This window comes from Pseudomonas sp. MWU12-2319, from assembly GCF_023242525.1.
Classification (GTDB): domain Bacteria; phylum Pseudomonadota; class Gammaproteobacteria; order Pseudomonadales; family Pseudomonadaceae; genus Aquipseudomonas; species Aquipseudomonas gingeri_D.
In genome coordinates, this window is record NZ_JALJES010000014.1 from 47,146 (window position 1) to 71,176 (window position 24,031).

Consider the following 24,031-nt stretch of genomic DNA (forward strand, 5'->3'; position numbering starts at 1 on the left):
GCAGGAATGAAGCCGTTCGCCTCCCGTTATCTGCTCCTTGTCGCATTTTCCCTGCTGCTGGGCGCCTGCCAGAGCACCCCGCCGGTGGACACCTCGGTGCCCGACGCTCGGGTCGCGGCCATCGCCGCGCTGGAGCAGAGCATCAGCAGCAATGAACTGGCCACTGCCGAGGACCAATTGGGTGCCTTGCAGACGCAGTCGCCGGACGATCCCCAATGGGTGACCTACCAGCGGCAGCTGGCCGAAGCCTATTTGCAACGCAGCCAGATCGTCCTGCAAAAAGGCGACGTCAACGCCGCCGCCACGGCCCTGAGCCGTGCCCGGGCACTGATGCCCAAGGCACCGGCCCTGACCGGCGGGGTCAACGGTGCGATTGCCCAGGCACGCAAGGCCGAGCTGGAAAAGGCCGAGGCCGCACTCAAGGCTGCCGAAGCCAAGCCGGCGGCGCGCTTGATCGACCCGAGCGCCGAGAGCAGCACCATTGCCCTGAACATCCAGGACATTGCGCAACTGCGCAAACAGATGGATGCGCTGGCGGCGGACGTGGTGAATTACCAGTGCACGGTGACCTTCCAGGTGCCGCGCACCCAGGATTACCCGTGGCTGGCGACCTTGCTGGAAAAACGTGTGAAGAAGCTCGATGCCGATTTTGCGCTGACGATCGACAAGCAGATCGACCGGCAGGTGAAGGCCCAGGTGGTCTTGAGCCCACGCAAGCCTTGAAGCCGGCGCCCGCCGCTTGCTCCTCAAGCGGCGGGTGAAACATTATCCGAGCCCGCGATTACAGCCCATCACGCAGTATCTCGATACGCCACCGCTGACGTGCATCGATAGGGTTTCTGTAGGTCGAAACCCAGTCCGGGCTGACCTGCGGTGAAACACCATTTTCGTTGGGCATCACGTCGCCCGCCGAAGGCGCTCCGGGATAACTGGCCCACGGGATATTGAAGCGGTTGAAGGCGTTGACCGGCACATCGTCGAAGGCCATCGAGCCGTCCGGCTTTGCCGAGGGTCGCGTCCCCTGGACAAACAGCCGCCAGTCCAGGTTATAGAGCGAATGAATCCGGTCGGCACGCCACTCCCATTGTTGGCGATTGTCGATACGGCAGGTTTCAGTCGACAGCGCACCCGAGCGCTCCTGCAACGCAAGGCACTTTCCAGACCCACGGTTTACATAACGACTTTCCGAGTCGAGTCCCCATAGATGGCTTTTTTGCTGGGCATTGCACGCGGCAAGCGTCACCGTGCTCCCCGACTCGACCAGGCATCTTCCGGCACCGTCCTGGGAGCGGATAAGCACCGACATCTCGCGAGTCAGGTAAGGGCTTGATAAATCCAGGACAAACTCACTGTTATGGGCATAGTTGACCAATTCGCTCCTCTTCCTGATCTGGGTCCGATCCCGCCACCATTCATCCAGTTGGAGGTCATAGCCGGCACCGACTATCACTTTCGCATTGCCGCTGTAACTGCCCGGTAACTCCCAGACACTGTAGGTTTCCAGGCTGGCCTGGCGCATCATCGGCGTCATGCGACTCTCTGTCAGAATCGGCCCGTTGGCGGTGACCCTGTCAATCAACGCACTTCTGAGACGAGGTGCGATGGGGGCCACCCAATGCGCGCCGCGGTTATTTGACGATGCCAACAACGAGTAGTCCTTGAAGCTGGTCGCCAGGGTTTTGCTATTGGTGTGCTCATAACTGGCACCCAGACTGAAAGGGGATTTGGCCACGTAGGTGGCCTTATCCGTCGCTCCGGGTCCGAATTCGGCACCTACCGAGCCACCGATGGTGAAACCACGGGTCTGCGTCTCGTTGTAACTGAACTCCGTTCGGCCATCACTCGGGGGAGCAAATCTCACCAGGCCCGGACCGGCACCGGCGGCCTCGACCATATGGCTTACCCGGTACGTCTGGGGCAGATAGGAGGCCCAGAGATTCCTGACACCGGGTATCGGTGTGAGAATGCCATTTCTCTCCGATTTAATCGTCGTCGGATTACCCTTGATAATAATGAACTTCTTGTCTTGAGCGCGCAGGGCACTTCTGATGATCTCGATATTGGCCAATGTCGAGACTTCACCCCTGCGGCCCGTTTGAGACAAGTTGAATGTCAGGCTCGGCACCGCTGTAAAATCCGAAGAACTTACTTGCACCGGAGCACCGGCAGGTGGATGTTCTGCCGATCCCTGTAATGTTGCGACGCCTTTTTCCGCCTCAGTGGCCGTATGCCCATCTTGCCCGGACTGCCACTTCAGCACTTGTTCTTCGAGTGCGGCAATCTGTTCCCGCGTGTTCAAATCATCGAAACCCTGGACCTCTACCTGGGCGTTATTTTTTCGGTAAAACAGCGTATAGCGCGAGGAACCGGCGATACCAAACAAAGCGGCAACCTGCCCCTTCAACTCGGCATTATCACTGTCCATTTTCAGCAAAACAGGTATCTGCTCGGCAAACAGCTGACCCACCTTGGCCTGAACGTCCTCATCTTGCGTAACGGCCGCGATATCCAGATAAGCCAAGGCAATACCTGCCCGCTGCCGCTCTATCTCCTCGGGCTCCAGGGCATCGGCCATCAGGCGTGGCCAGGCCTCAAACGTCTCCGGAAGCACCTGTGCGGAAGGGGGGCCGAACATCAGCAGTTTTTGAGAGGAGATAATATTCTGGGCGCTCGACGAACCCGTCGAACTATCACTGGCGGCTGCGATATTATGAATCGACAGGGCAAGCAAACCCATAACCATGGTCTTGAGTGGTTTCAATGCGATCACCTTATTTATTGTTTCCAAACTTATCGGAAACACGGAAATTCCGTGTCAAACAAATAAAACGACTAAGGCCATCCATTGCTTTCCGGCTAAACACTCAATTCACAAATTTCAATCAAGAAACTTGTAACACCCGAAGATAACACCCCACTTCGGGAGCCGGATTAGTTAAAAGCCTACTTGAACAAAAACAACAAGTCTCGGAAAAAGCCGATTCAAAATATTAACATCCAGAAGCCGAATTGGATCCACTCACTACTATAAGACCCTGAACTTCACACAAAAGAAACCTCCTACACAACACAGCACAATCGATGTAAACCCGTTACCCGCTGATGGGGAGACTGCCAGCCAATACCGCCACTCGACGGCGCCCGGCGCGACGACCGCCGCTGATCGAGATATGCCCAAATTAAAGGTAGAATGCGAAATAAATGCTAAGACGACCTATACGGACAGGCTAAAATGCCCGCCCGGCTAACCGCTGACCTTTTTCCATTGCGCCCCACAAGGTTCGCTACGTGATCGAGTTTCATAACGTCCATAAAACCTACCGGGTCGCCGGTAAGGATATTCCCGCCCTGCACCCCACCAACCTGCGGGTTGAGAACGGCCAGGTCTTCGGCCTGATCGGTCATTCCGGCGCGGGAAAAAGTACCCTGCTGCGTCTGATCAATCGCCTGGAAGCCCCCAGCGGCGGCCAGATCATCGTCGACGACGAAGAGGTCACGGCGCTCGACGCCAATGGCCTGCGGCGTTTCCGCCAACAGGTCGGGATGATCTTCCAGCACTTCAACCTGCTGGCCTCCAAGACCGTGGCCGACAACGTCGCGCTGCCGCTGACCCTGGCCGGCGAGCTGTCCCGGCGTGAGATCGACCAGCGGGTCGCCGAACTCTTGCAACGGGTCGGCCTGTCCGACCACGCGAAGAAATACCCGGCCCAGTTGTCCGGCGGCCAGAAGCAGCGGGTCGGCATTGCCCGCGCCCTGGCGACCAAGCCGAAGATCCTGCTGTGCGACGAAGCCACCAGCGCCCTCGACCCGCAAACCACCGCGTCGGTCCTGCAACTGCTGGCCGAGATCAATCGCGAGCTGAAGCTGACCATCGTGCTGATCACCCATGAAATGGACGTGATCCGCCGGGTCTGCGACGTGGTCGGGGTGATGGATGCCGGCGTGATCGTCGAACAGGGTCCGGTGGCCGAGGTGTTCCTGCACCCCAAGCACCCGACCACTCGCCGCTTCGTCCAGGAAGACGAACAGATCGACGAAAGCGAGCAGCGTGACGACTTCGCCCATGTGCCGGGCCGTATAGTGCGTCTGACCTTCCAGGGCGAAGCCACCTACGCGCCGCTGCTGGGTACCGTCGCCCGTGAAACCGGCGTGGACTACAGCATCCTTGCCGGGCGCATCGACCGCATCAAGGACACCCCTTATGGGCAACTGACGCTCGCCGTCACCGGCGGCGACATGGAGGCCGCCTTCGCGCGCTTCACCGCCGCCGACGTCCATATGGAGGTACTGCGCTGATGGACCTGTTTCTGAATTTCTTCGCCAACGTCGACTGGGCGGATATCTGGGAAGCCACAGGCGATACCATGCTGATGCTCGGCACCTCGCTGGTGTTCACCATCCTGCTGGGCCTGCCCCTGGGGATCCTGTTGTTCCTCTGCAGCCCGCGTCAGTTGCTGGAGCAGAAGGCTACCTACGCGATCCTGGCCTTCGTGGTGAACGTGGTGCGCTCGCTGCCATTCATCATCCTGCTGATCGTGATGATTCCGTTCACCGTGCTTCTCACCGGCACCTCCCTGGGCGTGGCCGGGGCCATCCCGCCGCTGGTGATCGGCGCCGCGCCGTTCTTCGCGCGGCTGGTGGAAACCGCGCTGCGCGAAGTCGACCGGGGCATTATCGAAGCCACCCAGGCGATGGGCGCGACCACCCGCCAGATCATTCTCAATGCGCTGTTGCCGGAAGCCCGGCCGGGCATTCTCGCGGCGATTACCGTGACCGCCATTACCCTGGTGAGCTATACCGCCATGGCCGGTGTGGTCGGTGCCGGCGGCCTCGGCGACCTGGCGATCCGCTATGGTTACCAGCGTTTCCAGACCGATGTCATGGTGGTCACGGTGATCATGCTGATCGTCCTGGTGCAGGTGCTGCAGAGCATCGGCGACCGGCTGGTGGTGCACTTTTCCCGTAAGTAAAATCCGCCTTTTACACCTGAATAAGCCGGCCCCAGGCCGGCATGCGCCCCTCACATGGAGTCGTTCGATGAAAAAACTGATTGCTGCCTTTGCCGCCGTTGCCGCCCTCTCGGCCCACGCCGCCGAAACCCTGACCGTTGCCGCCTCGCCGGTCCCCCACGCGGAAATCCTCGAGTTCGTCAAACCGGCCCTGGCCAAGGAAGGCGTGGACCTGAAGGTCAAGGTCTTCACCGACTACGTGCAACCGAACGTGCAAGTGGCCGAGAAACGCCTGGACGCCAACTTCTTCCAGCACCAGCCGTACCTGGATGAGTTCAACAAGAGCAAGGGCACCCACCTGGTCAGCGTTGCCGGCGTGCATGTGGAGCCCCTGGGCGCCTACTCCAGCAAGTACAAGAAACTCGCCGACCTGCCAGGCGGCGCCAATGTGGTGATCCCGAACGACGCCACCAACGGCGGCCGCGCCCTGCTGCTGCTGCAGAAAGCCGGCCTGATCAAGCTGAAGGACGCCACCAACATCCTGTCGACGCCCAAAGACATCGTCGAGAACACCAAGGACCTGAAGATCCGCGAACTGGAAGCCGCCACCCTGCCGCGCGTGCTGACCCAGGTCGACCTGGCCCTGATCAACACCAACTACGCCCTGGAAGCCAAGCTGGACCCGGCCAAGGACGCACTGATCATCGAGGGTAGCGACTCGCCGTACGTGAACATCCTGGTGGCCCGCGAGGACGACAAGGATTCGGACGCGATGAAGAAGCTGGTCGCGGCGCTGCACAGCCCTGAAGTGAAAGCCTTCATCCTCGAGAAGTACAAGGGCGCGATCGTACCGGCGTTCTAAGCCACACAGTTAAGACCGAACACCGTTCCTGTAGGAGCAGGGCTTGCCCGCGAAGCTTTTAGTGGCCTTCAGGGCCGCGGGCAAGCCCTGCTCCTACAAGGGTTGGTGCCGTTTGCAAGGAATCGAACAGGCCGTTATACCGGCTGACGCAGACACTCCAGCAGACAATCCAGCGCCGGCTGCCGCTGGGCGCGACGCAACACCGCAATCAACTGCCGCTCGAAAGTCAGCTCGCCCAACCCGATCACCCGCAACTGATCCGCCCGCTGCAACCACAGTCCCGCCCGGGGCACCAGCGACACCCCCAGCCCGCACTCCACCATCCGCGCAATCGCTTCCAGCTCATCCAGCTCCAGCGCATCGCGTACCTGTATCCGCTGTTCCCGCAGAAACTGACTGACCAGCCGCCCGCCAAAGGATGCCCGGTCATACCGTACGAATGGCTGCTCGGCGAGCAATTGCAGCGGGTCATCCCCCGGCAGATGCAGCGGCGCGATCAGCACAAAGGGCTCGCTGGCCAGGGGAATCTCCAGCAACTCCTTGGGCAGCTCGAACGGCGGCTTGATCAACAGCGCCAGGTCCAGCTCACCGGCATCCACCTGGCCCAGCAGATTGAGGGAAACCCCCGGCACCAGCTTCAACTCCACCCGTGGCGCCGCCTGGCGAAAGCGCGGCAAGGCCTGGGGCAACAAACCGGTCTGCACCGTGGCAATGGCGCCGATACGCAACTCCCCCTGCCACTCGGCGGCGCTCGTCGACAGGGCCATCTGCCCGTACAAGGCGAGGATCTGCTCGGCCAGGGGCAGCGCATGGCGACCCGCCGCATTCAGCACGGCGGCCCGCCCACTGCGATCGAACAGGCGCACCCCGAGGTTCTGCTCCAGCACGCGCATCTGCGCGCTGACCGCCGACTGGGTCAGCCCCACCTGCTGGCCGGCGGCGACAAAGGTGCCTTCGCGGGCAACGCGGATAAAGGTCTTGAGTTCACGAAGCATGGCTTACTCAACAAAAATAGTCGGGCTCGGAAGCAAGAATATGCGCTTTTCAGCAAAATAATCATCGCTACACTGAAAGCTCCTTCCCCCAGCCTGGTATCCGACATGGCGCTTTCACCGTTCCACCTGGCAATCCCGGTCCATGACCTGGCCGCGGCCCGACATTTCTACGGCGATGTTTTTGCCTGCCCGGAAGGACGCAGCAGCGATCACTGGGTGGACTTCGACTTCTTCGGTCATCAGTTGGTGATTCACTACCAGGCCAAGACGGCGGCCCAGAAACAGGCGTTGAGCAACCCGGTGGACGGCCACGACGTGCCGGTACCGCATTTCGGCGTGGTGCTGGAATGGGAAACCTGGGAAGCGCTGGCCGAGCGCCTGAAAGAGAAGGGCACGCGGTTCGTGATCGAACCCTACGTGCGCTTCAAGGGGCAGGTGGGCGAACAGGCAACCATGTTCCTGTTCGACCCGTGCGGCAATGCCCTGGAGTTCAAGGCCTTCAAGGATATCGGGCAGATGTTTGCCAAGTAGCCGCTATTTGCGCGTGAGCAAATCCGGCAACTGCGCCACCAGCTTCTGGTTGTTCAACGGCGCGCGGATAAAGCCGCGCTGAGTACCGTCCGGCCCGACGATCGCCAAGTTGCCGCTATGGTCAACGGTGTAGTTGGGCTTGCTGGTGTCCGCCGGAATAAACGGAATGCTCAGCGCATTGGCGACCTTCTGCAGGTCGTCGATCGAACCCGCGGTCAGCCCACGGAACTCTGGATCGAAGTAACCCAGGTACTGCTTGAGCTGCTGCGGCGTATCGCGGTTCGGGTCGACGCTCACCAGGATCACCTGCAACTGGCCCACCGCGTCCTTGGGCAACTCGCTCTTGATCTGACGCAGTTGGGCAAGGGTGGTCGGACAGATGTCCGGGCAGAAGGTGTAGCCGAAGAACAGCAGGCTCCACTTGCCCTTGAGCTCGTCGACCTGCACCGGCTGGCCGTTCTGGTCGGTCATCTTCACCCCGGGCAGCGAACGGCTCTGGGGCAGCAGGATGATCCCCGCATCGATCATCGCCGTGGGCTCGCCCTGGCGCTGGTTATGGATCACTTTGTTGACCGTCAGGCCCAGGACCAGGGCCACCACGGCGACAAGAATAAAAACGGTTTTCTGAACTCGAGTCATAGATTCAACAATAGGTAGTGATCGACAAGCAGCGCGATAAACAGCAGGAACAAGTAGTAGATAGAGTACTTGAAGGTGTTGATCGCCGCATGCGGCTGACTGCCACGGTACAACACCCACGCCCAGTGCAGGAAGCGCGCGCCCAGGAGCGTGGCGCAGACCAGGTAGAGCAGGCCGCTCATGTGGATCACGAACGGCAGCAGGCTGACCGCCAGCAGGACACAGGTGTAGAGCAGGATATGCACCTTGGTGTAATGCTCGCCATGGGTCACCGGCAGCATCGGGATATCCGCCTTGGCGTACTCTTCCTTGCGGTGGATGGCCAGGGCCCAGAAATGCGGCGGGGTCCAGGCGAAGATGATCAGCACCAGCAACAGCGGTTCGGCGCTGACATGACCGGTGGCCGCGACCCAGCCGAGCAACGGCGGCGCCGCCCCGGCCAGGCCGCCGATCACGATATTCTGCGGCGTGGCGCGCTTGAGAAAGCCGGTGTAGATCACCGCGTAACCGAGCAGGGACGCCAGGGTCAGCCAGGCCGTCAGCGGGTTGGTGAAACTCAGCAGCAAGGCCTGCCCGAGCACCGCGAGGACCAGCGCGAAACTCAGCGCCGCCGCCGGCGATACCCGGCCCTGGGCCAGCGGCCGCTTGTGGGTGCGGGCCATCAGCGCATCGATGCGCCGATCCACCACATGATTGACCACCGCCGCGCCGCCGGCACACAGGGCGATGCCCAGGTTGCCGAACACCAGCACGGTCCAGGGCACGCCGGCACGGGTCGCGAGAAACATGCCCACCAGCGAGGTAATCAGCATCAGCACCACCACCTTGGGTTTGGTCAGCTCCAGGTAGTCGCGCCAGAGCGCCTGGGCCTGGGCCTCACCGATTACAGTCGCCACGGCATTTCTCCCTTGATCGTGATGGGCGCATGGACCGCTTTGATCGGGCTCAGACGCCAGCGTGCCGGCGCTTGCGCGCGCACCCGGACCAGCGCGGTACGCGCGTGGTAATTGACCAGCACCAGCGTCAGCAACAAGGCCGCGCCGCCAGCATTGTGCGCCACGGCCACCGGCAGCGGCAGATGAAAGTAGACATTGCTCAGGCCCAGGCAGATCTGCGCCGCCAGCGCCAGCAGCAGCAACCCGGCGAGCCGGGTCATGCCCACCGCCCGCAGTTGCCAGGCCAGGCCTAGCAGCACCAGGGCCACCAACAGGGCGCCGATGCGGTGGGTCAGGTGAATGGCCGTGCGCGCATCGCTGTCGAGCTGGCCGCCCAGGTAGTTGGGGCCGATATGCTGGGTGAGGTGAAAACCATTGGCGAAATCCGCGTTCGGCCACCATTGCCCGTGACAGGTCGGCAGGTCGATACAGGCCACCGCCGCATAATTGGAACTGACCCAGCCGCCGAGGGCGATCTGCAGAATCACCAGCAGCAACCCGGCCGTGGCCCAGCGCTGCAAACGCCGTGGCACCGCCAGCGCCGGCAGCACGCCGGACAGGCGCAAGGTCAGGAGGAACAGCAGGCTCAAGGTGGCAAAACCGCCGAGCAGATGCGCCGTGACCACCTGGGGCCAGAGCTTGAGGGTGACCGTCCACATGCCGAAGGCCGCCTGGGCGAAGACCACTCCCAGCAGGAACAGCGGCAGCTTCAGTGGTTGCCCGTCACGCCGGCGTTCATGCCAGGAGCGTGCGGCCAGCAGCACGATCAGCAGACCCAGGGTCCCGGCGAAGTAGCGATGGACCATCTCGTTCCAGCCCTTGTGGGCTTGCACCGGGGTATCGGGAAAATGCAATTCGGCATGGGCCAGCTGGGCTTCGCTCTGGGGCACGCTGATAAAGCCGTAGCAGCCCGGCCAGTCGGGGCAGCCCAGGCCGGCGTGGGTCAGCCGGGTGTAGGCGCCCAGCAGGACGACAATCAGCGCCAGCAGCGTGGCGAACAGCGCGAGGCGAAATCCAGGTTTGGCCATGACGATGCCCTCATCCGATATTCGACAGTTTCAACAGTTGCACCAGGTCGTTGAGCAGGTCCTTGCCGTTGACCCCCGCGTCATAACGCAGCACCAGGTTGCCGTGGGGATCGACGATCCACAGTTGCGCCGCGCCGTTGCCCTTGGCCGCCCGGTTGTAGGCCGCAAGATCCAGCGGGTAGCGTTGCAACTGCGGGTATTCGCGCTTGAGCTTGGCGTCGTAGAACGTCTCCAGGGGTTGCGCCGTCGCCAGGGCATGGCTGGCCCGGGAAGCATCGCGGCCCAGGGCGATCTGGATCTGCCGCGCCAGGTAGACCAGTTGCTGGCAGTCCGCGGCACAATCCCCCGGCGCGGTCACCAGCATCTGCCAGCGCTGCTCGTCGGTCTGCACGCCCAGGTCGGCACGGCTTTCACCGTTGCCGATCAACTCGCCGTGATAACTGCGGCTCTCCGGCACCCAGAACTGCAACTTGTACATCCCGGTGGCGAGGACCATCGGGCCGATCACCACCAACAGGATCATGATCAGTTGCCAGCGACCGCGGGCACGCCGTGGCGGGGTCGGGGCTTCAGCTGTGTTCAGTGGATTCATGGCCGCTCCCATGGTGTTTCTCCCTTGCGTTATGCCATCCGAGGTAGAGATAAAGGCCGAACAGCGCCAGTGCCATGGCGAACCACTGCACGGCATAGGCCACATGTTTTTCCGGCCCCATGCCTTCGGAGACCACCGGCCAGCCGGCCTCATAGGCCGCCGGGCCGGACTCCTGGCGCAGTTCGTAGTTGAAACCTGTGCGTCCCAGCTCCGCCCAGAGCTTGTCCGGGTCGATCGCGGTCACCAGCCGTGGCCAGCTCGCATTGGCCGGGTCGCTGCCCAGTTGGAAGGTCGCGCCAGGCGAGACATACACCCAGGCGCCGATTTCCAGCCGCTGCGCAGGGGTGCTGAACACCGGCGGCGTGCGCCGATCCGGCCAGGGCAACCAGCCCCGGTTGACCAGCAACCACAGGCCGCTGGCCTCGTCGTGGAACGGCTGCAACAGCTCGACGCCGACCCGGTCGTCGCGCATGCGGTTATCCAGCAGGTAACTGTGTTCGGCGTCGAACTGCCCGCTCAATCGCACCCGCCGAAAGGCCGGATCGGTCATGGCTTTCAACTGGTCGCCCGCCACCGGTTCGGAAGTGCGACGCTGGGCATGGTTCTCCAGCAGCACGCGTTTCTGCTCGCTGCGACTCAGCTGCCAGAACCCCAGGCAGACCAGCAACGGCAGCAGCACAAGCACCACCAGGGTCGGCGCGATGCCGGGCTGGAAGCGCCTCATGACCGCGCTCCTGCGGCCGTTATTCGACTCGCTATACTCAATTGCATGCGCATCTCCCCCGGAGTCTCACCATGTTGAAAGCGGCGATTGTCCTGATGCTGTTGGCCACGGTGGCCAGCCTGTTCAGCGGCCTGTTCTTCCTGGTGAAGGACGACGCCTACTCCAAGCGCCTGGTCCATGCCCTCACCGTGCGGGTCGGGCTTGCCGTGATCACCCTGGCCTTGATCACCTGGGGCTTTTTCAGCGGCCAACTGGTGTCCTCGGCGCCCTGGTAGGAACCCGCGCCCCGCAAGGCTCAAAGTACGTAGACGAAGACGAACAGGCCGATCCAGACCACGTCGACGAAGTGCCAATACCAACTGGCCGCTTCAAAACCGAATTGATGCTCGGCATTGAAGTGCCCGCGCATGACCCGCATCAGCATCACGAACAGGATCAGGGTGCCGATGGTCACGTGGGCACCGTGGAAACCGGTGAGCATGAAGAAGGTCGCGCCGTAGATGCCCGAGCCCAGGGTCAGCCCCAGCTCGTGATAGGCATGCATGTATTCCTTGGCCTGGAAGCTCAGGAACGCGATCCCCAGCAGCACGGTGATCGCCAGCCAGATCTTCAGCGCGCCGCGATGGCCGTTCTTCAGGGCATGGTGGGCGATGGTCACGGTGACGCTGGAACTGACCAGCAACACGGTATTGAGCAGCGGCAAGCCCCAGGGACTGATGGTTTCCCTGGGGCCGGGAAAGAGCTTCGGATCGGGGTTGTTCAGCAAGGGCCAGGCATTCTGGAAGTTCGGCCACAACAGGTGGGCGATCCCTTTCGCGCCACCGTCACCGGCCAGCCAGGGCACCGACAGATTGCGCACATAGAACAGCGCGCCGAAGAAGGCGATAAAGAACATCACCTCGGAAAAGATGAACCAGCTCATGCCCCAGCGGAACGAGCGGTCCATCTGCGGGCTGTAGAGCCCGGCGCGACTTTCCTTGATCACCGTGCCGAACCAGCCGAAAAGCATATAGGCCAGCAGCAGTCCGCCGACGAAGAAAATCAGCGGGCCGTGGGAATCCGGGCGCGCCGCCTTCAGGTCGTTGAACCAGGTGCCCAGACCGAACATCGTGGTCAGCATGCCCGCCGTGGCAATGATCGGCCACTTGCTCTGGGCCGGTACGTAGTAATGCTCATGAATCGCCATTTATTGTTCTCCTTATCGGGCACGCCAAATGTCCTAGCCGCCCGTACCCGCCACGGGCGGATTGCGGGCGGTGATGTCGAACAGCGTGTAGCCCAGTGTCAGTTGCTTCACATCCTTGGGCATGTCGCGGTCAACGATGAAACGTACCGGCATCTCGATGCGCTGCCCGGGCTGCAGGGTCTGCTGGGTGAAGCAGAAGCATTCGGTCTTGTGGAAATACACCGCCGCATTCGCCGGGGCGATGCTCGGGATGGCCTGGGCCTTCATCACATGGTCGGTGGGGTTGTAGGCCACGAAGAGCATCTCGTTGACGGCACCGGGGTGCACGGTCAACTGGTTGGCCTTGGGATAGAACTCCCAGACCATGTCGACGGCATTGGTCGAGAGAAACTGCACGCCGATCTTGCGTGACAGGTCGACCACCTGCTCACCTTCATACTGCCCGGCGGTCTTGCCGTTGATCCCGAAGGCCTTGCACATCACGTCGTAGAGCGGCACCAGGGCAAAACCGAAGGCGAACATCGCTACCACCACCAACAACAGGCGTGTGACCAGGCGCTTGAGCGAGATCGAGTCGGCCATGATCTATTTCACTTCCGGCGGCGTGATGAAGGTGTGGTACGGCGCCGGTGACGGAATGCTCCACTCCAGGCCTTCCGCGCCATCCCAGGGCTTGGCCGGGGCCGGCGGGCCGCTGCGGATGCACTTGATGACGATAAACAGGAACAGCAGCTGGGTGACCCCGAACATGAAGCCACCGATCGAGGAGACCATGTTGAAGTTGGCGAACTGCAGGTTGTAGTCCGGCACCCGCCGTGGCATCCCCGCAAGGCCCACGAAATGCATCGGGAAGAAGGTCAGGTTCATGCCGATGAACGACAGCCAGAAGTGCAGCTTGCCGAGGGTTTCGTCGTACATGTGGCCGGTCCACTTCGGCAGCCAGTAGTAGGTGGACGCGAAGATCCCGAAGATCGCCCCCGGCACCAGCACGTAGTGGAAATGCGCCACCACGAAATAGGTGCCGTGGTACTGGAAGTCCGCCGGCGCCATCGCCAGCATCAGCCCGGAGAAGCCGCCGATGCTGAACAGGATGACAAAGGCCACCGCAAACAGCATGGGCGTCTCGAAGGTCAGCGAACCTTGCCACATGGTGCTGACCCAGTTGAACACCTTCACCCCGGTCGGCACCGCGATCAACATGGTCGCGTACATGTAGAACAGCTCGCCGACCAGGGGAATGCCGACCACGAACATATGGTGGCCCCAGACGATGAACGAGAGGAAGGCGATGCTCGCCGTGGCGTAGACCATCGAGGTGTAGCCGAACAGCGGCTTGCGGGAAAACGCCGGGATGATCGCACTGACCGCGCCGAACGCCGGCAGGATCATGATGTACACCTCGGGATGGCCGAAGAACCAGAACACGTGCTGGAACAGCACCGGATCACCGCCACCGGCGGCGCTGAAGAAGCTGGTGCCGAAATGGATATCCATCAGCATCATGGTCACCACACCCGCCAGCACCGGCATCACCGCGATCAGCAGGAACGCGGTGATCAGCCAGGTCCAGACGAACAGCGGCATCTTCATCAGGGTCATGCCCGGCGCACGCAGGTTGAGAATGGTCGAGATCACGTTGATCGCGCCCATGATCGAACTGATGCCCATCATGTGGATGGCGAAGATAAAGAAGGTCACGCTTTCGGGCGCGTAGGTGGTCGACAACGGCGCATAGAAGGTCCAGCCGAAGTTCGGCCCGCCGCCGGGCATGAACAGGGTCGAGACCATCAGCGAGAAGGCCGCCGGCAACAGCCAGAAGCTGAAGTTGTTCATCCGCGGCAAGGCCATGTCCGGCGCGCCGATCATCAGCGGGATCATCCAGTTGGCCAGGCCGACGAAGGCCGGCATCACCGCGCCGAAGACCATCACCAGGCCGTGCATGGTGGTCATCTGGTTGAAGAACGCCGGCTCGACAATGTGCAGCCCCGGCTGGAACAACTCGGCGCGGATCACCATGGCGAAGGAGCCGCCGAGCAGGAACATGGCGAAACTGAACCACAGGTACAGCGTGCCGATATCCTTGTGGTTGGTGGTCAGCACCCAGCGCATCAGGCCCTTGGCGGGACCGTGGGCGGCGTGCTCATCGTGGCCGCCATGGCCATGGTCATCGATCACTGCACTCATGTCCTGTCTCCTGCAAACGGGGGAACGGCTTGGCCCGGGAGCCTCGGCTCCGACCGGTTCAGCGAACACGCGACGGAGCTGTTCATTTACTGCCCTCCGCCTGTTTCAGCGCCAGGACTTCCTTGGGCGTGACCATGTCGCCCTTGTTGTTGCCCCAGGCATTACGCTCGTAGGTCACGACGGCGGCGATATCGACTTCCGACAACTGTTTGCCGAAGGCCGCCATGGCCGTGCCCGGCTTGCCGAAGAACACCCGGTGCAGGTGGTCCTCCTTGGGACCGGTGGCGATTTTCGAGCCCTTGAGTGACGGGAACATCGGCGGCAGGCCCTGGCCCTCGGCCTGGTGACAGGCCACGCAGGTGGTGTGGTAGACCTTGTCGCCGCGCTCCTTGAGCTCGTCGAGGGTCCACTCCTTGCTGGTCAGTTCCTTGAGCTTGGCGGACTCGGCCTTGCGATCGGCCAGCCAGCTGTCGTAGTCGGCCTTGGTGCGGACATCGACCACCACCGGCATGAAACCGTGGTCCTTGCCGCACAGTTCGGAACATTGCCCGCGGTAGAGGCCGGGCTTGTCGATCCGGGTCCAGGCTTCGTTGAAGAACCCCGGAATGGCATCGCGCTTGACCGCCAGGGCCGGCACCCACCAGGAATGGATCACGTCGGCGGAGGTCACCAGGAAACGCACCTTGGCGCCCACCGGCAAGACCAGCGGCTGGTCGACTTCCAGCAGGTAGTTTTCGCCCTTGGGCGCCTGGTTATGCATCTGTTCGGCGGGGGTGGACAGGTTGCTGAAGAACTCGACATCCTGGCCCAGGTATTTGTAGTGCCATTTCCACTGATAGCCGGTGATCTGGATATCGACGTCCGACTCACTGGTGTCGTACATCTTGATCAGCGTGGCGGTCGCGGGAATCGCCATGACCACCAGGATCAGCAAGGGCACGATGGTCCAGAGGATTTCCACGGTGGTGCTTTCATGGAACTTGGCCGCCACCTGGCCAGTGGAGCGTCGGTGCATGATCATCGACCAGAACATCGCACCGAACACGATGATGCCGATCACCACACAGATCCAGAAAATGGTCATGTGCAGATCGAAGATCTCGTGACTGACTTCCGTCGCTCCAGGCGTCATATTCACGGTCCAGGCGGCATGCGCCTGACTGAATATCGACCACAACAGGAGGCCCATCCAGACTCGTGGATGTCGCATCATTGCGGGTTCCCCTTATCGTTCTTGTTATCCCGCCGGCTTTCACCTGCGGCCAAGGGAATGGTCGTACTGCGTAAGCGGACCATTCGGCCGGGCCTGCAACAGCTGCCGGGCGTCAACAGCTAACTCCCTACGAAATCGAGTATAGACAGCGACCGGGACAGCGCCATGCGATCTGGGAAATGAACTGAAGGCGACTTTGCATCAGGCTGGAGGCCACGAATTACCTGGGGCAGAGCAGAAATGATGGCAAGCCGATATAACTCACGCATATAAGCATGAAATAATTATTACAAATGCGTCTGAACATCTTTTATAACCCAGCTACTTTGTACTCTCCCTATTTTCCCTTTGCCGTCCCCCCCTGGAGTTTTCATGAACACCGCCGCATTGCGCGAGCAGATTCAACGTGCCCATCAACACGAGGCCGGTAGTGGCCAGTTGACGCGTCAACTTGAAGTTCAATTGCCGCACCTTCACCCCGCTATTCAACTGCCGGATGTTGACGCCAAAGGCGTGCTGACCCGGTTTGTCAAAGCCTATATCGACCTGGTTCCCGATTTGCTGGATGCGGCCAATGAGGTGGCGCGCGAAGCCGGCATCGAATCGCAGATCAAGCCGGTGCTGACTATCGCCGAGCAGTTTTTCCTGCAACCCCCGGCGATCCTGGAAGGCCATGTCGGGCTCGACGGCCTGCTGGACGAAGCCTATCTGGCGCATCGCCTGGTGGAGGAGGTCAACGACCTGTACATCAAGCATTTCGGCCAGCCGCTGATTCCCTCGGACATTACCGTGGCCAACCTGATCGCCCACCAGTTGATCGGCGAGACATTCGCCAACCAGCTGGATGAAGCGGTGCATCACGCGGTCGATGAAATGCTCAACGAAGAAAGTTTTGCCCTGGAGTCGGTGGAAGCCTATCGCGAGCGCCTGTACAGCCCGGACACCGAGGCGGCGTGGAAGCGCTGGCCGTGCCTGTCGCGCCAATTGGGCGTGGGGCTGGAGCTGGAGCAGCCGGGCGCTTGAACCGACAACGCAATTGATCGCAACCGAACGCGATCCGCTGCCGACGCGCGCTCCTGTAGGAGCCGAGCTTGCTCGCGATCGGCTGCGCAGCAGTCGTAAAACCTGCGCATGCGGTGCATCTGGCACACCGAGTCAGCCGGATTGCGGCCGCTGCGCGCCCGATCGCGAGCAAGCTCGGCTCCTACAGGTTTTGTGGCGTTTTACCATCGTCAGGCTGCGGCGGAACCGATACCGCTGGTGGTCCGCAGCCGCCCTTCCAGGCGCCGTTTCAAGCCATGGGCCTCGATCACCAATCGCGAACCCTTGGCCCGGTTGGCGCGGTCCCACTCCTCCAGCAACTCCAGGCAAGAGTGGTCGATATAGCTCAGGTTGCCCAGCGGCACGTGCACCACCGTGCCCGTGGGAACCGTCGACAGCACCCGGGTCAGCGCAGGCACCTTGAGAAAGGTCGCCGCTCCCAGCAGGCGCAGCTCCATCTCACCCTCGGCAGGCAAGTCCACCAGGCTGATTTTCAGGCGCGAGGCTTTCCAGGCCAGCTTCGCCAGGGTCAGGCCGAAACCGATCAACACACCCGTCAACAGATCAGTGCAGACAATCGCCAGGGCCGTGGCCCCATAGGTCAGCATCGGCATGCGCCCGTAGCGCCCCAGGCCGCGAAAGACCTTGAGGTCCACCAGCTTGATGCCCGTATACACCAGCACACCCGCCAGGCTCGCCACCGGAATGCTTTGCAGCACGCTGGACAACAGCAGCACAAAGGCCAGCAGCCACAAGCCATGGAACATCGTCGACAGGCGGGTCCGGGCACCGGCCTGGACATTCGCCGAACTGCGCACGATCACCCCGGTCATAGGTAGCGCCCCGAGCAAGCCGCAGAGCATGTTGCCCACCCCCTGCGCCGACAGTTCGCGGTCGAAGTCCGAACGCTGGCCGTCGTGCATGCGGTCCACGGCGGCGGCTGAGAGCAGGGTTTCGGCGCTGGCGATAAAGGCCACGGCAAAAGCCGCGATCAGCAGGTTGGGATCGGCCAGGTTGAGCAGGTCGGCGGGCCGCAGCCAGTCGATGGCCTCGGCCAGGTTGGCGGGGACTTCCACGCGCTTGACCGACAGCGCCAGCAGCAGGCTCGCCAGGGTCGCCAGGCCCACGCCAAGCAACGCACCCGGGACAAAGCGCAGGACATGGGGTTTGCGCTTGTCCCAAAGCCACATCACCAGGATGGTTCCCAGGCCCAACGCACCGGCCTGCCAGCCGCTGCCTTCGCCGGAAAACGCCTGGCCCACAGCGGCGGGGAAGCCCAGCAGGTTGTCCAGCCCCGAGGGTAGGGGAGAGCCGTCGAGCATCACATGGACCTGGGACAGCACGATCAACACACCGATCCCGGCAAGCATGCCGTAGACCACCGCCGGGGCGGTCACCCGGAACCAGCAGCCCAGGCGCAGGCGGCCAGCCAGTAATTGCAACACGCCGGCCAGCAACAGGATCGGCCCGAGCATGGCCATGCCGTGCTCGCGCACCAGTTCGAACACCAGCACCGCCAGGCCCGCGGCCGGACCGCTGACCTGCAACGGTGAACCCGCCAGCCAGCCCACCACCAATCCACCGATGATGCCGGTAATCAGCCCTTTGGCCGGTGGCATGCCGGACGCGATGGCGATCCCCATGCACAGCGGCAGGGCCACCAGGAATACCACCACGGAAGCCAATAGCTCCCGTGGCAAAACCGCTTTCAGTTGTGCTGCACGCATGATGAATCTCCCGAGGATTTCTTCAGGCATGGCCAAGCCCGACCGCTCGAACGTCGGTCGTGGCTGAACCCAATGGATGGAGGAGGCTTCAGGCGCTAGAAGCGGGCTTTGGGCGTCGCACTCGGGATCGGATGAGTGCCATCGAGGGGCAGGAAGCAGGCCCGATCGGCGTCATACGCTTTGATTTCGCTGGTTTCGATGTTGTAGATCCAACCATGGATAAACAGGTGACCGTTGGCCATGCGCGAGGCTACCGAAGGGTGCGTGCGCAAGTGCTGCAACTGGGCGATAACATTTTCTTCGGTCAGCACCTGCATGCTTTCACTTTCGTTGGCACAGTTGCAGTTTTCATGGACCATGGTCTTCGCCACTTCGGCATGGCGCAGCCAAGCCTTGACCGTGGGCATCTTTTCCAGGCTGTCGGGGTTGAGCACCGCACGCATGGCGCCGCAGTCCGAATGCCCGCAGACGATGATGTGCTGCACGCCGAGGGCCAGCACCGCATACTCGATGGCGGTCGAGACACCGCCGTTCATCTGCCCGTAGGGCGGCACCACGTTGCCGACATTGCGGGTCACGAACAGGTCGCCGGGCGAGCTATGGGTAATGAGTTCAGGCACGATCCGCGAATCCGCGCACGTGATGAACATCGCCCGGGGGCTCTGGGCCGTGGCGAGTTTCTTGAACAACTCTTCCTGCTGCGGAAAAATTTCATGATGAAAATGCAGGAAGCCATCGACGATATGCTGCAACGCCGCATCGGCGGTTTCGGCCCCGGGGAGCCCTGGTGCCGACGCAGCCGACGGCTGTTTATCCTTGTCACTCATGATTCATCCTCTTTTCTGACGGATTGAAGGGGATTTTCCTGATTTGGCTCGCTCGCGCCAGCACCCATCGGATCAATACGCCCGATTCCTTGAACGCACCTGTACACAACAGGCAGCTTCACCCTAGTCGCGAAAACTTAACTCAAGCTGAATCAGAGGCTCTAGGACGGACGTTCCAGAAGCTTCTTACGCGCTTACCCGAGAGTATAGGCGCAGGCCAAACGCCAGCAGACACCTTTGTCCGGATCATGGCTCAGAGTAACGACATTTGCCCTCCGGGAGGACAAAACGCCGTGCAATCGAGGTTGTAACCTTCGCGGCGGTTGAGGCCCAGACGCTTGATGGCCTTGGCAAAACGTTGCGCCAGCAGGTCGGCAAACGGCCCTTCGCCGCGCATCCGCGCACCGAACCGGCTGTCGTAGAGCTCGCCGCCGCGGGTCTGGCGAATCAGGCTCAAGACATGGGCTGCCCGTTGCGGATAGTGGGCGGCGAGCCACTCCTCGAACAGCGGCGCTACCTCCAGGGGCAGGCGCAGCATCATGTAGGCGGCGCTCTGGGCACCGGCGTCGCGGGCCTCGGTGAGCAGGCTTTCCAGCTCGCTGTCGTTGATCATCGGAATCATCGGCGAACATAAAACGCCCACCGGGATACCCGCTTCACCCATGACCCGGATCGCCCGCAAGCGCGCCTTGGGCGCCGCCGCACGGGGCTCGAGGATGCGCTTGAGTTCGTCGTCGAGGCTGGTCAGGCTGATCATCACCGCCACCAGGCGCTGCCGTGCCAGTTCCGTGAGCAGGTCGAGGTCGCGCAGGATCAGCGAGCCCTTGGTGACGATGGTCACCGGATGCCGATAACGCAGCAACACCTCGAGGATCCGCCGGGTCAGCTGGTGCTCGCGTTCGATCGGCTGGTAGGGATCGGTATTGGAGCCCAGGTTGATCGGTGCGACGCGATAGCCCGGCTTGGACAATTGCTGCTCCAGCACGGCGGCGGCGTTGGTCTTGGCGATCAGCCTGGTTTCGAAATCCAGGCCTGGGGACATATCCCAGTAGGCATGGCTGGGGCGTGCGTAGCAGTAGATGCAACCGTGCTCGCAGCCGCGATAGGGATTGATGGAGCGGTCGAAGGGCAGGTCCGGCGAGGTGTTGCGGGTGATGATGGACTTCGCAGTCTCGATGCGCACCTCGGTGCCCTGGGTCAGCGGAACCTCCTGGTACCAGCCGTCGTCCTCGGCCACCGAACGATGGGGCGCGAAGCGGTTGTGCGGGTTGGTCGCGGTGCCACGGCCACGGGGTGGGAGCGGGGTGAACATTGGAAAGGCTCCATTACTGTATTTATATACAGTAATGGAGCCAGACGAATCTGCCTAGCACCGTCTGGCAGTGCCACCCAAAAGCCAGGCCGAAAGCAGACCTTTGTGGGAGCCGGCTTGCTGGCGATGGCGGCCGTAAGAACGCCGCAAGACTCAAGGGCCTCATCGCCGGCAAGCCAGCTCCTACAGGGGGTCCGTGGTGCTCTCAGGGTTTTATGGCTTGGCCGGCATATCCTCCTTGCGCAACGCCGCCACGTCACTGGCCTTCACCGCGCCGCCCTGGTTACCCCAACTGCCGCGAATGAAACCGACGACATCCGCCACTTCCTGGTCCGACAGCCGCCAGGCAAACGCCGGCATGGTGAAGTTCGAAGGTGCGCTGTGGGTTGCCGGCAAGGTGCCGCCCTTGAGCACGATATGGATCAACGACGTCGGGTCCGCCGATTGCACCACCGGGTTACCGGCCAACGCCGGGAACACCCGGGTATAGCCGTGACCGTCAGTACGGTGGCAGGCCGCGCAGTTGTCGATATAGACCGACGCCCCCGGCTTGCTGTCATCACCTTTCCACAGGGTTTGTGCGACCTGCGGCTCATAGGCGTGAGGCGTGTCCTGCGGATCCACCGGCGGCAAGCTCTTGAGGTAGCGGGCAATCGCCGTCAGGTCGTCATCGCTCATGTATTGCATGCTGTGCACCACCACATCGCTCATGCCGCCGAATACCGCGCTGCGATCGCTGCGACCGGTCTTGAGGAACTGCACCAGCTGCGCTTCGTTCCAACTGCCGAGGCCATCCTTGTGGTCGCCGCGCAGGCTTTTCGCGATCCAGCCCTCGAGCGGCGCGCTACCCGCCAGGAAGGCACTGCCGTCATTCGCGCTCAAGGCTTTTTCCTGCATGGTCAGGGCCCGTGGCGTATGGCAGGCACCGCAATGGCCGAGGCCTTCGACCAGATAGGCGCCACGGCTCACCACCGGGTCCGCGCCGCTGCCGGCCTGGTATTCGGCGACCTTGGGCGCAAACATCCAGCGCCAACCCGCCAACGGCCAGCGCATGCTCAGCGGCCAGGGGATATCGACAGCCTTGTTGTCCTGGGCCACCGGCGCCACGCCCTTCATGAAGTAGGCGTACAGCGCCTGCATATCGCTGTCGCTGACCCGGGCGTAGGACGGATAGGGCATCGCCGGGTAAAGCGTACTGCCGTTCTTGGCGACACCATGGCGGACCGCCTGGTCGAAATCCTCGAAGCTGTAGGCGCCGATCCCACTTTTATCCGGGGTGATATTGGTCGAATAGATCGTGCCGATGGGCGTCTGCATCGGCAGCCCGCCGGCGAACGGCTGGCCGCCCTTGGCCGTGTGACAGGCCACGCAATCCCCGGCCCGCGCCAGGTATTCGCCCTGCTTGATCAGGGCCGACGGATCGGCCTCGGCGGCGCTGACCGCGCCATTGCCCAACAGCGCCAGGGTGGCGATAACCAGTGCTTTCATGTTCATCGCTCCTTATGCCTGGACCAGCGGGCCGGGATTTTTCAGGTACTGCTCGCGGATCGCCCGGGCCGACCAGTAGGTCAGCGCCGCCACCAGGCCGGTGGGGTTGTAGCCCAGGCCCTGGGGGAAGGCCGAAGCGCCGGGGACGAAGACGTTGTGCACATCCCAGCATTGCAGGTAGCGGTTCAGGGCGCTGGTCTTCGGGTCGGTACCCATGATCGCGCCACCGTTGAGGTGGGTAGTCTGGTAGGACGACGTGTTGAAGTGCTCACCGACCTGCTTGCCCAGCAGGGCAATGGACTTGGGGTTCATCGCCTCGGCGACCTTGCTCAGTTTGTCGACCATGAAGCGGTTCATCTTGATGTCGTTTTCCTGCCAGTCGAAGGTCATCCGCAACAGCGGCAAGCCGTAGGCATCGCGGTAAACCGGGTCGAGATCCAGGTAGTTTCCCCGATAGGACTGGTGCGCACCGTGGGCGTCCATCGACACCTGGTGGGTGTAGTAATCGGCCGTGGCACGTTTCCAGGCACTGCCCCAGGCTGGTGTGCCCGGCGGGTTCGAAGTCCCGGCAATCGGCCGGCTGCCGGCCTGGTTGACCCACATCGGCGACCCGCCGACAAAGCCATGGGGGCCGTGGTCGAAGTTATCGGCGTTGAAATCGTCGATCGCCACACCGTTGCCGCCGGCACCGATAAAGTTGTTGGTGTGCACGTCCTTGTCGAAGAAGGCCTTCACGGTGGCCATGTTCTGGTAGGCGAAGTTCTTGCCCACCACGCCTTCACCGGTGACCGGATCGTAGGGCTTGCCGATGCCGGACAGCAGCATCAGCCGCACGTTATGGAACTGGAAGGCGCCGAGAATCACCAGGTCCGCCTCTTGCTCCACCTCGCGGCCCTGGGCGTCGATGTAGGTCACGCCGGTGGCCTTGCGCTTGGTGCTGTCGAGATTGACCCGTAGCACGTGGGAATTGGGCCGCAGTTCGAAGTTCGGCACCTGGCGCAACGCCGGCAGGATGTTCACGTTCGGCGAGGCCTTGGAATACATGTAGCAGACATAACCGCTGCAGAAGCCGCAGAAATTGCACGGGCCCATCTGCGCACCGTAAGGGTTGGTGTAGGGCCCTGAAGTATTTGCCGACGGCAGATTGTAGGGCTTGTAGCCGACTTCACTGGCGGCTTTCTGGAACAGCTGCGCGGAGTAGGTGTTCTTCTGCGACTCCAGCGGAAAGGGATTGGAACGATCCGGCGCGTAAGGGTTGCCGCCCTTGCCCTGGCCGACCAACTGGCCCTTGACGGTCCAGGCCTGGCCCGAAGTGCCGAAGACCTTTTCGGCATGGTCGAAGAACGGTTCCAGCTCTTCGTAACTGACGCCGAAGTCCTGGATGGTCATGTCCTTGGGAATGAAGTGTTTGCCGTAGCGCTCTTCGTAGTGACTGCGGATGCGCAACTCGATGGGGTCGACCCGAAAGTGCACGCCAGACCAGTGCAGCCCCGCACCACCCACGCCATTGCCCGGCAGGAACGCGCCGAGCTGGCGGTTCGGCAGGGCGACGTCATTGACGCTATGGCGAATGGTGACGGTTTCCTTGGAGATATCCTGGAAGAGTTTCTTGCGCACGCTGTAGGTGAGCTCGTCGATCACCTGTGGGTAATTGCCGTCTGGGTAGGTGTCCTGCATGGGACCGCGTTCCAGGGCCACGACATTGAGCCCGGCTTCGGTCAGTTCCTTGGCCATGATCGCCCCAGTCCAGCCGAAACCGACGATTACCGCGTCGACCTTCTTCATTTGAATCGCCATG

General features: G+C 62.1%; 23 protein-coding genes. 7 read left to right on the top strand and 16 right to left on the bottom strand.

Features of this window, described 5'->3' with window-relative positions:
• The first annotated feature begins 6 nt into the window (after positions 1 to 6).
• Positions 7 to 723 carry a PA5502 family lipoprotein gene (locus M5C01_RS21970; protein ID WP_103496267.1) on the top strand — a complete coding sequence of 239 codons (717 nt, stop codon included), beginning with the start codon at positions 7 to 9 and terminating at the stop codon, positions 721 to 723.
• Positions 724 to 781: 58 nt separating this feature from the next.
• Here M5C01_RS21970 and M5C01_RS32990 read toward each other — a convergent pair whose 3' ends face one another.
• Complete coding sequence (locus M5C01_RS32990) at positions 782 to 2,803, bottom strand: ricin-type beta-trefoil lectin domain protein (RefSeq protein ID WP_152736530.1); 2,022 nt, start codon at positions 2,801 to 2,803, stop codon at positions 782 to 784.
• A gap of 485 nt (positions 2,804 to 3,288) precedes the next feature.
• On the opposite strand from M5C01_RS32990, the gene M5C01_RS21980 reads away from it, so the two are divergent.
• From M5C01_RS21980 to M5C01_RS21990, 3 genes are all read left to right on the top strand, one after another.
• Positions 3,289 to 4,296, top strand: coding sequence for a methionine ABC transporter ATP-binding protein (locus M5C01_RS21980; RefSeq protein WP_103496265.1), 1,008 nt, complete (start codon positions 3,289 to 3,291; stop codon positions 4,294 to 4,296).
• Positions 4,296 to 4,970 (top strand): methionine ABC transporter permease, encoded by a 675-nt coding sequence (locus M5C01_RS21985; RefSeq protein WP_103496264.1) that lies wholly within the window; start codon positions 4,296 to 4,298, stop codon positions 4,968 to 4,970. Before M5C01_RS21980 ends, M5C01_RS21985 begins: the two co-directional genes overlap by 1 nt.
• 67 nt (positions 4,971 to 5,037) lie before the next feature.
• Positions 5,038 to 5,811: a MetQ/NlpA family ABC transporter substrate-binding protein gene (locus M5C01_RS21990; protein ID WP_103496263.1), complete on the top strand. Its 774-nt coding sequence runs from the start codon at positions 5,038 to 5,040 to the stop codon at positions 5,809 to 5,811.
• 134 nt (positions 5,812 to 5,945) lie between these two features.
• Here M5C01_RS21990 and M5C01_RS21995 read toward each other — a convergent pair whose 3' ends face one another.
• On the bottom strand, positions 5,946 to 6,806 hold the full coding sequence (locus tag M5C01_RS21995; protein WP_152736531.1) for a LysR family transcriptional regulator: 861 nt from the start codon (positions 6,804 to 6,806) through the stop codon (positions 5,946 to 5,948).
• Positions 6,807 to 6,911: 105 nt separating this feature from the next.
• Here M5C01_RS21995 and M5C01_RS22000 point away from each other — a divergent pair, with 105 nt between their 5' ends.
• Positions 6,912 to 7,337, top strand: a complete 426-nt coding sequence (locus M5C01_RS22000; protein ID WP_152736532.1) for a VOC family protein — start codon at positions 6,912 to 6,914, stop codon at positions 7,335 to 7,337.
• A 3-nt stretch (positions 7,338 to 7,340) separates the two neighbouring features.
• Here M5C01_RS22000 and M5C01_RS22005 read toward each other — a convergent pair whose 3' ends face one another.
• The 5 genes from M5C01_RS22005 to M5C01_RS22025 are packed head-to-tail and all read right to left on the bottom strand — an operon-like array spanning position 7,341 to position 11,255.
• A complete protein-coding gene (locus M5C01_RS22005) occupies positions 7,341 to 7,976 on the bottom strand; it encodes an SCO family protein (RefSeq protein WP_103496260.1) in 636 nt (211 codons plus the stop codon).
• A complete protein-coding gene (cyoE, locus tag M5C01_RS22010; RefSeq protein WP_178129691.1) occupies positions 7,973 to 8,872 on the bottom strand; it encodes a heme o synthase in 900 nt (299 codons plus the stop codon). The genes M5C01_RS22005 and cyoE overlap by 4 nt, the downstream gene beginning before the upstream one ends.
• Positions 8,860 to 9,939 (bottom strand): COX15/CtaA family protein, encoded by a 1,080-nt coding sequence (locus M5C01_RS22015; protein ID WP_152736533.1) that lies wholly within the window; start codon positions 9,937 to 9,939, stop codon positions 8,860 to 8,862. Before M5C01_RS22015 ends, cyoE begins: the two co-directional genes overlap by 13 nt.
• Positions 9,940 to 9,949: 10 nt before the next feature.
• The gene (locus tag M5C01_RS22020) at positions 9,950 to 10,543 is read right to left on the bottom strand and encodes a hypothetical protein (RefSeq protein ID WP_152736534.1); all 594 of its coding nucleotides are present in this window, start codon (positions 10,541 to 10,543) and stop codon (positions 9,950 to 9,952) included.
• A complete protein-coding gene (locus M5C01_RS22025; protein ID WP_152736535.1) occupies positions 10,509 to 11,255 on the bottom strand; it encodes an SURF1 family protein in 747 nt (248 codons plus the stop codon). Before M5C01_RS22025 ends, M5C01_RS22020 begins: the two co-directional genes overlap by 35 nt.
• Before the next feature lie 71 nt (positions 11,256 to 11,326).
• Between M5C01_RS22025 and M5C01_RS22030 the strand changes: the two genes are divergently transcribed.
• Positions 11,327 to 11,530, top strand: a complete 204-nt coding sequence (locus M5C01_RS22030) for a twin transmembrane helix small protein (RefSeq protein WP_152736536.1) — start codon at positions 11,327 to 11,329, stop codon at positions 11,528 to 11,530.
• A gap of 20 nt (positions 11,531 to 11,550) precedes the next feature.
• Here the strand turns inward: M5C01_RS22030 and M5C01_RS22035 are convergent, their stop codons facing one another.
• From M5C01_RS22035 to coxB, 4 genes are all read right to left on the bottom strand, one after another.
• Complete coding sequence (locus M5C01_RS22035) at positions 11,551 to 12,441, bottom strand: cytochrome c oxidase subunit 3 (protein ID WP_103496255.1); 891 nt, start codon at positions 12,439 to 12,441, stop codon at positions 11,551 to 11,553.
• A 33-nt stretch (positions 12,442 to 12,474) separates the two neighbouring features.
• Positions 12,475 to 13,023, bottom strand: coding sequence for a cytochrome c oxidase assembly protein (locus tag M5C01_RS22040; protein ID WP_103496254.1), 549 nt, complete (start codon positions 13,021 to 13,023; stop codon positions 12,475 to 12,477).
• A gap of 3 nt (positions 13,024 to 13,026) precedes the next feature.
• Positions 13,027 to 14,625, bottom strand: a complete 1,599-nt coding sequence (ctaD, locus tag M5C01_RS22045; protein ID WP_152736537.1) for a cytochrome c oxidase subunit I — start codon at positions 14,623 to 14,625, stop codon at positions 13,027 to 13,029.
• 82 nt (positions 14,626 to 14,707) lie between these two features.
• On the bottom strand, positions 14,708 to 15,838 hold the full coding sequence (coxB, locus tag M5C01_RS22050) for a cytochrome c oxidase subunit II (protein WP_152736538.1): 1,131 nt from the start codon (positions 15,836 to 15,838) through the stop codon (positions 14,708 to 14,710).
• A 372-nt stretch (positions 15,839 to 16,210) separates the two neighbouring features.
• Here coxB and M5C01_RS22055 point away from each other — a divergent pair, with 372 nt between their 5' ends.
• Complete coding sequence (locus tag M5C01_RS22055) at positions 16,211 to 16,861, top strand: hypothetical protein (RefSeq protein WP_103496252.1); 651 nt, start codon at positions 16,211 to 16,213, stop codon at positions 16,859 to 16,861.
• Positions 16,862 to 17,070: 209 nt separating this feature from the next.
• Here M5C01_RS22055 and M5C01_RS22060 read toward each other — a convergent pair whose 3' ends face one another.
• From M5C01_RS22060 to M5C01_RS22080, 5 genes are all read right to left on the bottom strand, one after another.
• Positions 17,071 to 18,606 carry a SulP family inorganic anion transporter gene (locus tag M5C01_RS22060; protein ID WP_103496251.1) on the bottom strand — a complete coding sequence of 512 codons (1,536 nt, stop codon included), beginning with the start codon at positions 18,604 to 18,606 and terminating at the stop codon, positions 17,071 to 17,073.
• A gap of 95 nt (positions 18,607 to 18,701) precedes the next feature.
• Positions 18,702 to 19,433, bottom strand: coding sequence for a carbonic anhydrase (locus M5C01_RS22065; RefSeq protein WP_103496250.1), 732 nt, complete (start codon positions 19,431 to 19,433; stop codon positions 18,702 to 18,704).
• 253 nt (positions 19,434 to 19,686) lie between these two features.
• Positions 19,687 to 20,745, bottom strand: a complete 1,059-nt coding sequence (locus tag M5C01_RS22070) for a PA0069 family radical SAM protein (RefSeq protein ID WP_152736539.1) — start codon at positions 20,743 to 20,745, stop codon at positions 19,687 to 19,689.
• A 213-nt stretch (positions 20,746 to 20,958) separates the two neighbouring features.
• A complete protein-coding gene (locus M5C01_RS22075) occupies positions 20,959 to 22,233 on the bottom strand; it encodes a cytochrome c (RefSeq protein WP_152736540.1) in 1,275 nt (424 codons plus the stop codon).
• Between the two features lie 12 nt (positions 22,234 to 22,245).
• Positions 22,246 to 24,030 carry a GMC family oxidoreductase gene (locus M5C01_RS22080; RefSeq protein WP_152736541.1) on the bottom strand — a complete coding sequence of 595 codons (1,785 nt, stop codon included), beginning with the start codon at positions 24,028 to 24,030 and terminating at the stop codon, positions 22,246 to 22,248.
• Between the last annotated feature and the right edge of the window lies 1 nt (position 24,031).

What these genes read in the sequence shown, in the direction of transcription:
- M5C01_RS21970 (WP_103496267.1), top strand. Translation starts at nt 7, where the DNA reads ATGAAGCCGTTCGCCTCCCGTTATCTGCTCCTTGTCGCATTTTCCCTG.
- M5C01_RS21985 (WP_103496264.1), top strand. Translation starts at nt 4,296, where the DNA reads ATGGACCTGTTTCTGAATTTCTTCGCCAACGTCGACTGGGCGGATATC.
- M5C01_RS21990 (WP_103496263.1), top strand. Translation starts at nt 5,038, where the DNA reads ATGAAAAAACTGATTGCTGCCTTTGCCGCCGTTGCCGCCCTCTCGGCC.
- M5C01_RS21995 (WP_152736531.1), bottom strand. Translation starts at nt 6,806, where the DNA reads ATGCTTCGTGAACTCAAGACCTTTATCCGCGTTGCCCGCGAAGGCACC.
- M5C01_RS22000 (WP_152736532.1), top strand. Translation starts at nt 6,912, where the DNA reads ATGGCGCTTTCACCGTTCCACCTGGCAATCCCGGTCCATGACCTGGCC.
- M5C01_RS22005 (WP_103496260.1), bottom strand. Translation starts at nt 7,976, where the DNA reads ATGACTCGAGTTCAGAAAACCGTTTTTATTCTTGTCGCCGTGGTGGCC.
- M5C01_RS22015 (WP_152736533.1), bottom strand. Translation starts at nt 9,939, where the DNA reads ATGGCCAAACCTGGATTTCGCCTCGCGCTGTTCGCCACGCTGCTGGCG.
- M5C01_RS22020 (WP_152736534.1), bottom strand. Translation starts at nt 10,543, where the DNA reads ATGGGAGCGGCCATGAATCCACTGAACACAGCTGAAGCCCCGACCCCG.
- M5C01_RS22025 (WP_152736535.1), bottom strand. Translation starts at nt 11,255, where the DNA reads ATGAGGCGCTTCCAGCCCGGCATCGCGCCGACCCTGGTGGTGCTTGTG.
- M5C01_RS22030 (WP_152736536.1), top strand. Translation starts at nt 11,327, where the DNA reads ATGTTGAAAGCGGCGATTGTCCTGATGCTGTTGGCCACGGTGGCCAGC.
- M5C01_RS22035 (WP_103496255.1), bottom strand. Translation starts at nt 12,441, where the DNA reads ATGGCGATTCATGAGCATTACTACGTACCGGCCCAGAGCAAGTGGCCG.
- M5C01_RS22040 (WP_103496254.1), bottom strand. Translation starts at nt 13,023, where the DNA reads ATGGCCGACTCGATCTCGCTCAAGCGCCTGGTCACACGCCTGTTGTTG.
- ctaD (WP_152736537.1), bottom strand. Translation starts at nt 14,625, where the DNA reads ATGAGTGCAGTGATCGATGACCATGGCCATGGCGGCCACGATGAGCAC.
- coxB (WP_152736538.1), bottom strand. Translation starts at nt 15,838, where the DNA reads ATGATGCGACATCCACGAGTCTGGATGGGCCTCCTGTTGTGGTCGATA.
- M5C01_RS22055 (WP_103496252.1), top strand. Translation starts at nt 16,211, where the DNA reads ATGAACACCGCCGCATTGCGCGAGCAGATTCAACGTGCCCATCAACAC.
- M5C01_RS22060 (WP_103496251.1), bottom strand. Translation starts at nt 18,606, where the DNA reads ATGCGTGCAGCACAACTGAAAGCGGTTTTGCCACGGGAGCTATTGGCT.
- M5C01_RS22065 (WP_103496250.1), bottom strand. Translation starts at nt 19,433, where the DNA reads ATGAGTGACAAGGATAAACAGCCGTCGGCTGCGTCGGCACCAGGGCTC.
- M5C01_RS22070 (WP_152736539.1), bottom strand. Translation starts at nt 20,745, where the DNA reads ATGTTCACCCCGCTCCCACCCCGTGGCCGTGGCACCGCGACCAACCCG.
- M5C01_RS22075 (WP_152736540.1), bottom strand. Translation starts at nt 22,233, where the DNA reads ATGAAAGCACTGGTTATCGCCACCCTGGCGCTGTTGGGCAATGGCGCG.
- M5C01_RS22080 (WP_152736541.1), bottom strand. Translation starts at nt 24,030, where the DNA reads ATGGCGATTCAAATGAAGAAGGTCGACGCGGTAATCGTCGGTTTCGGC.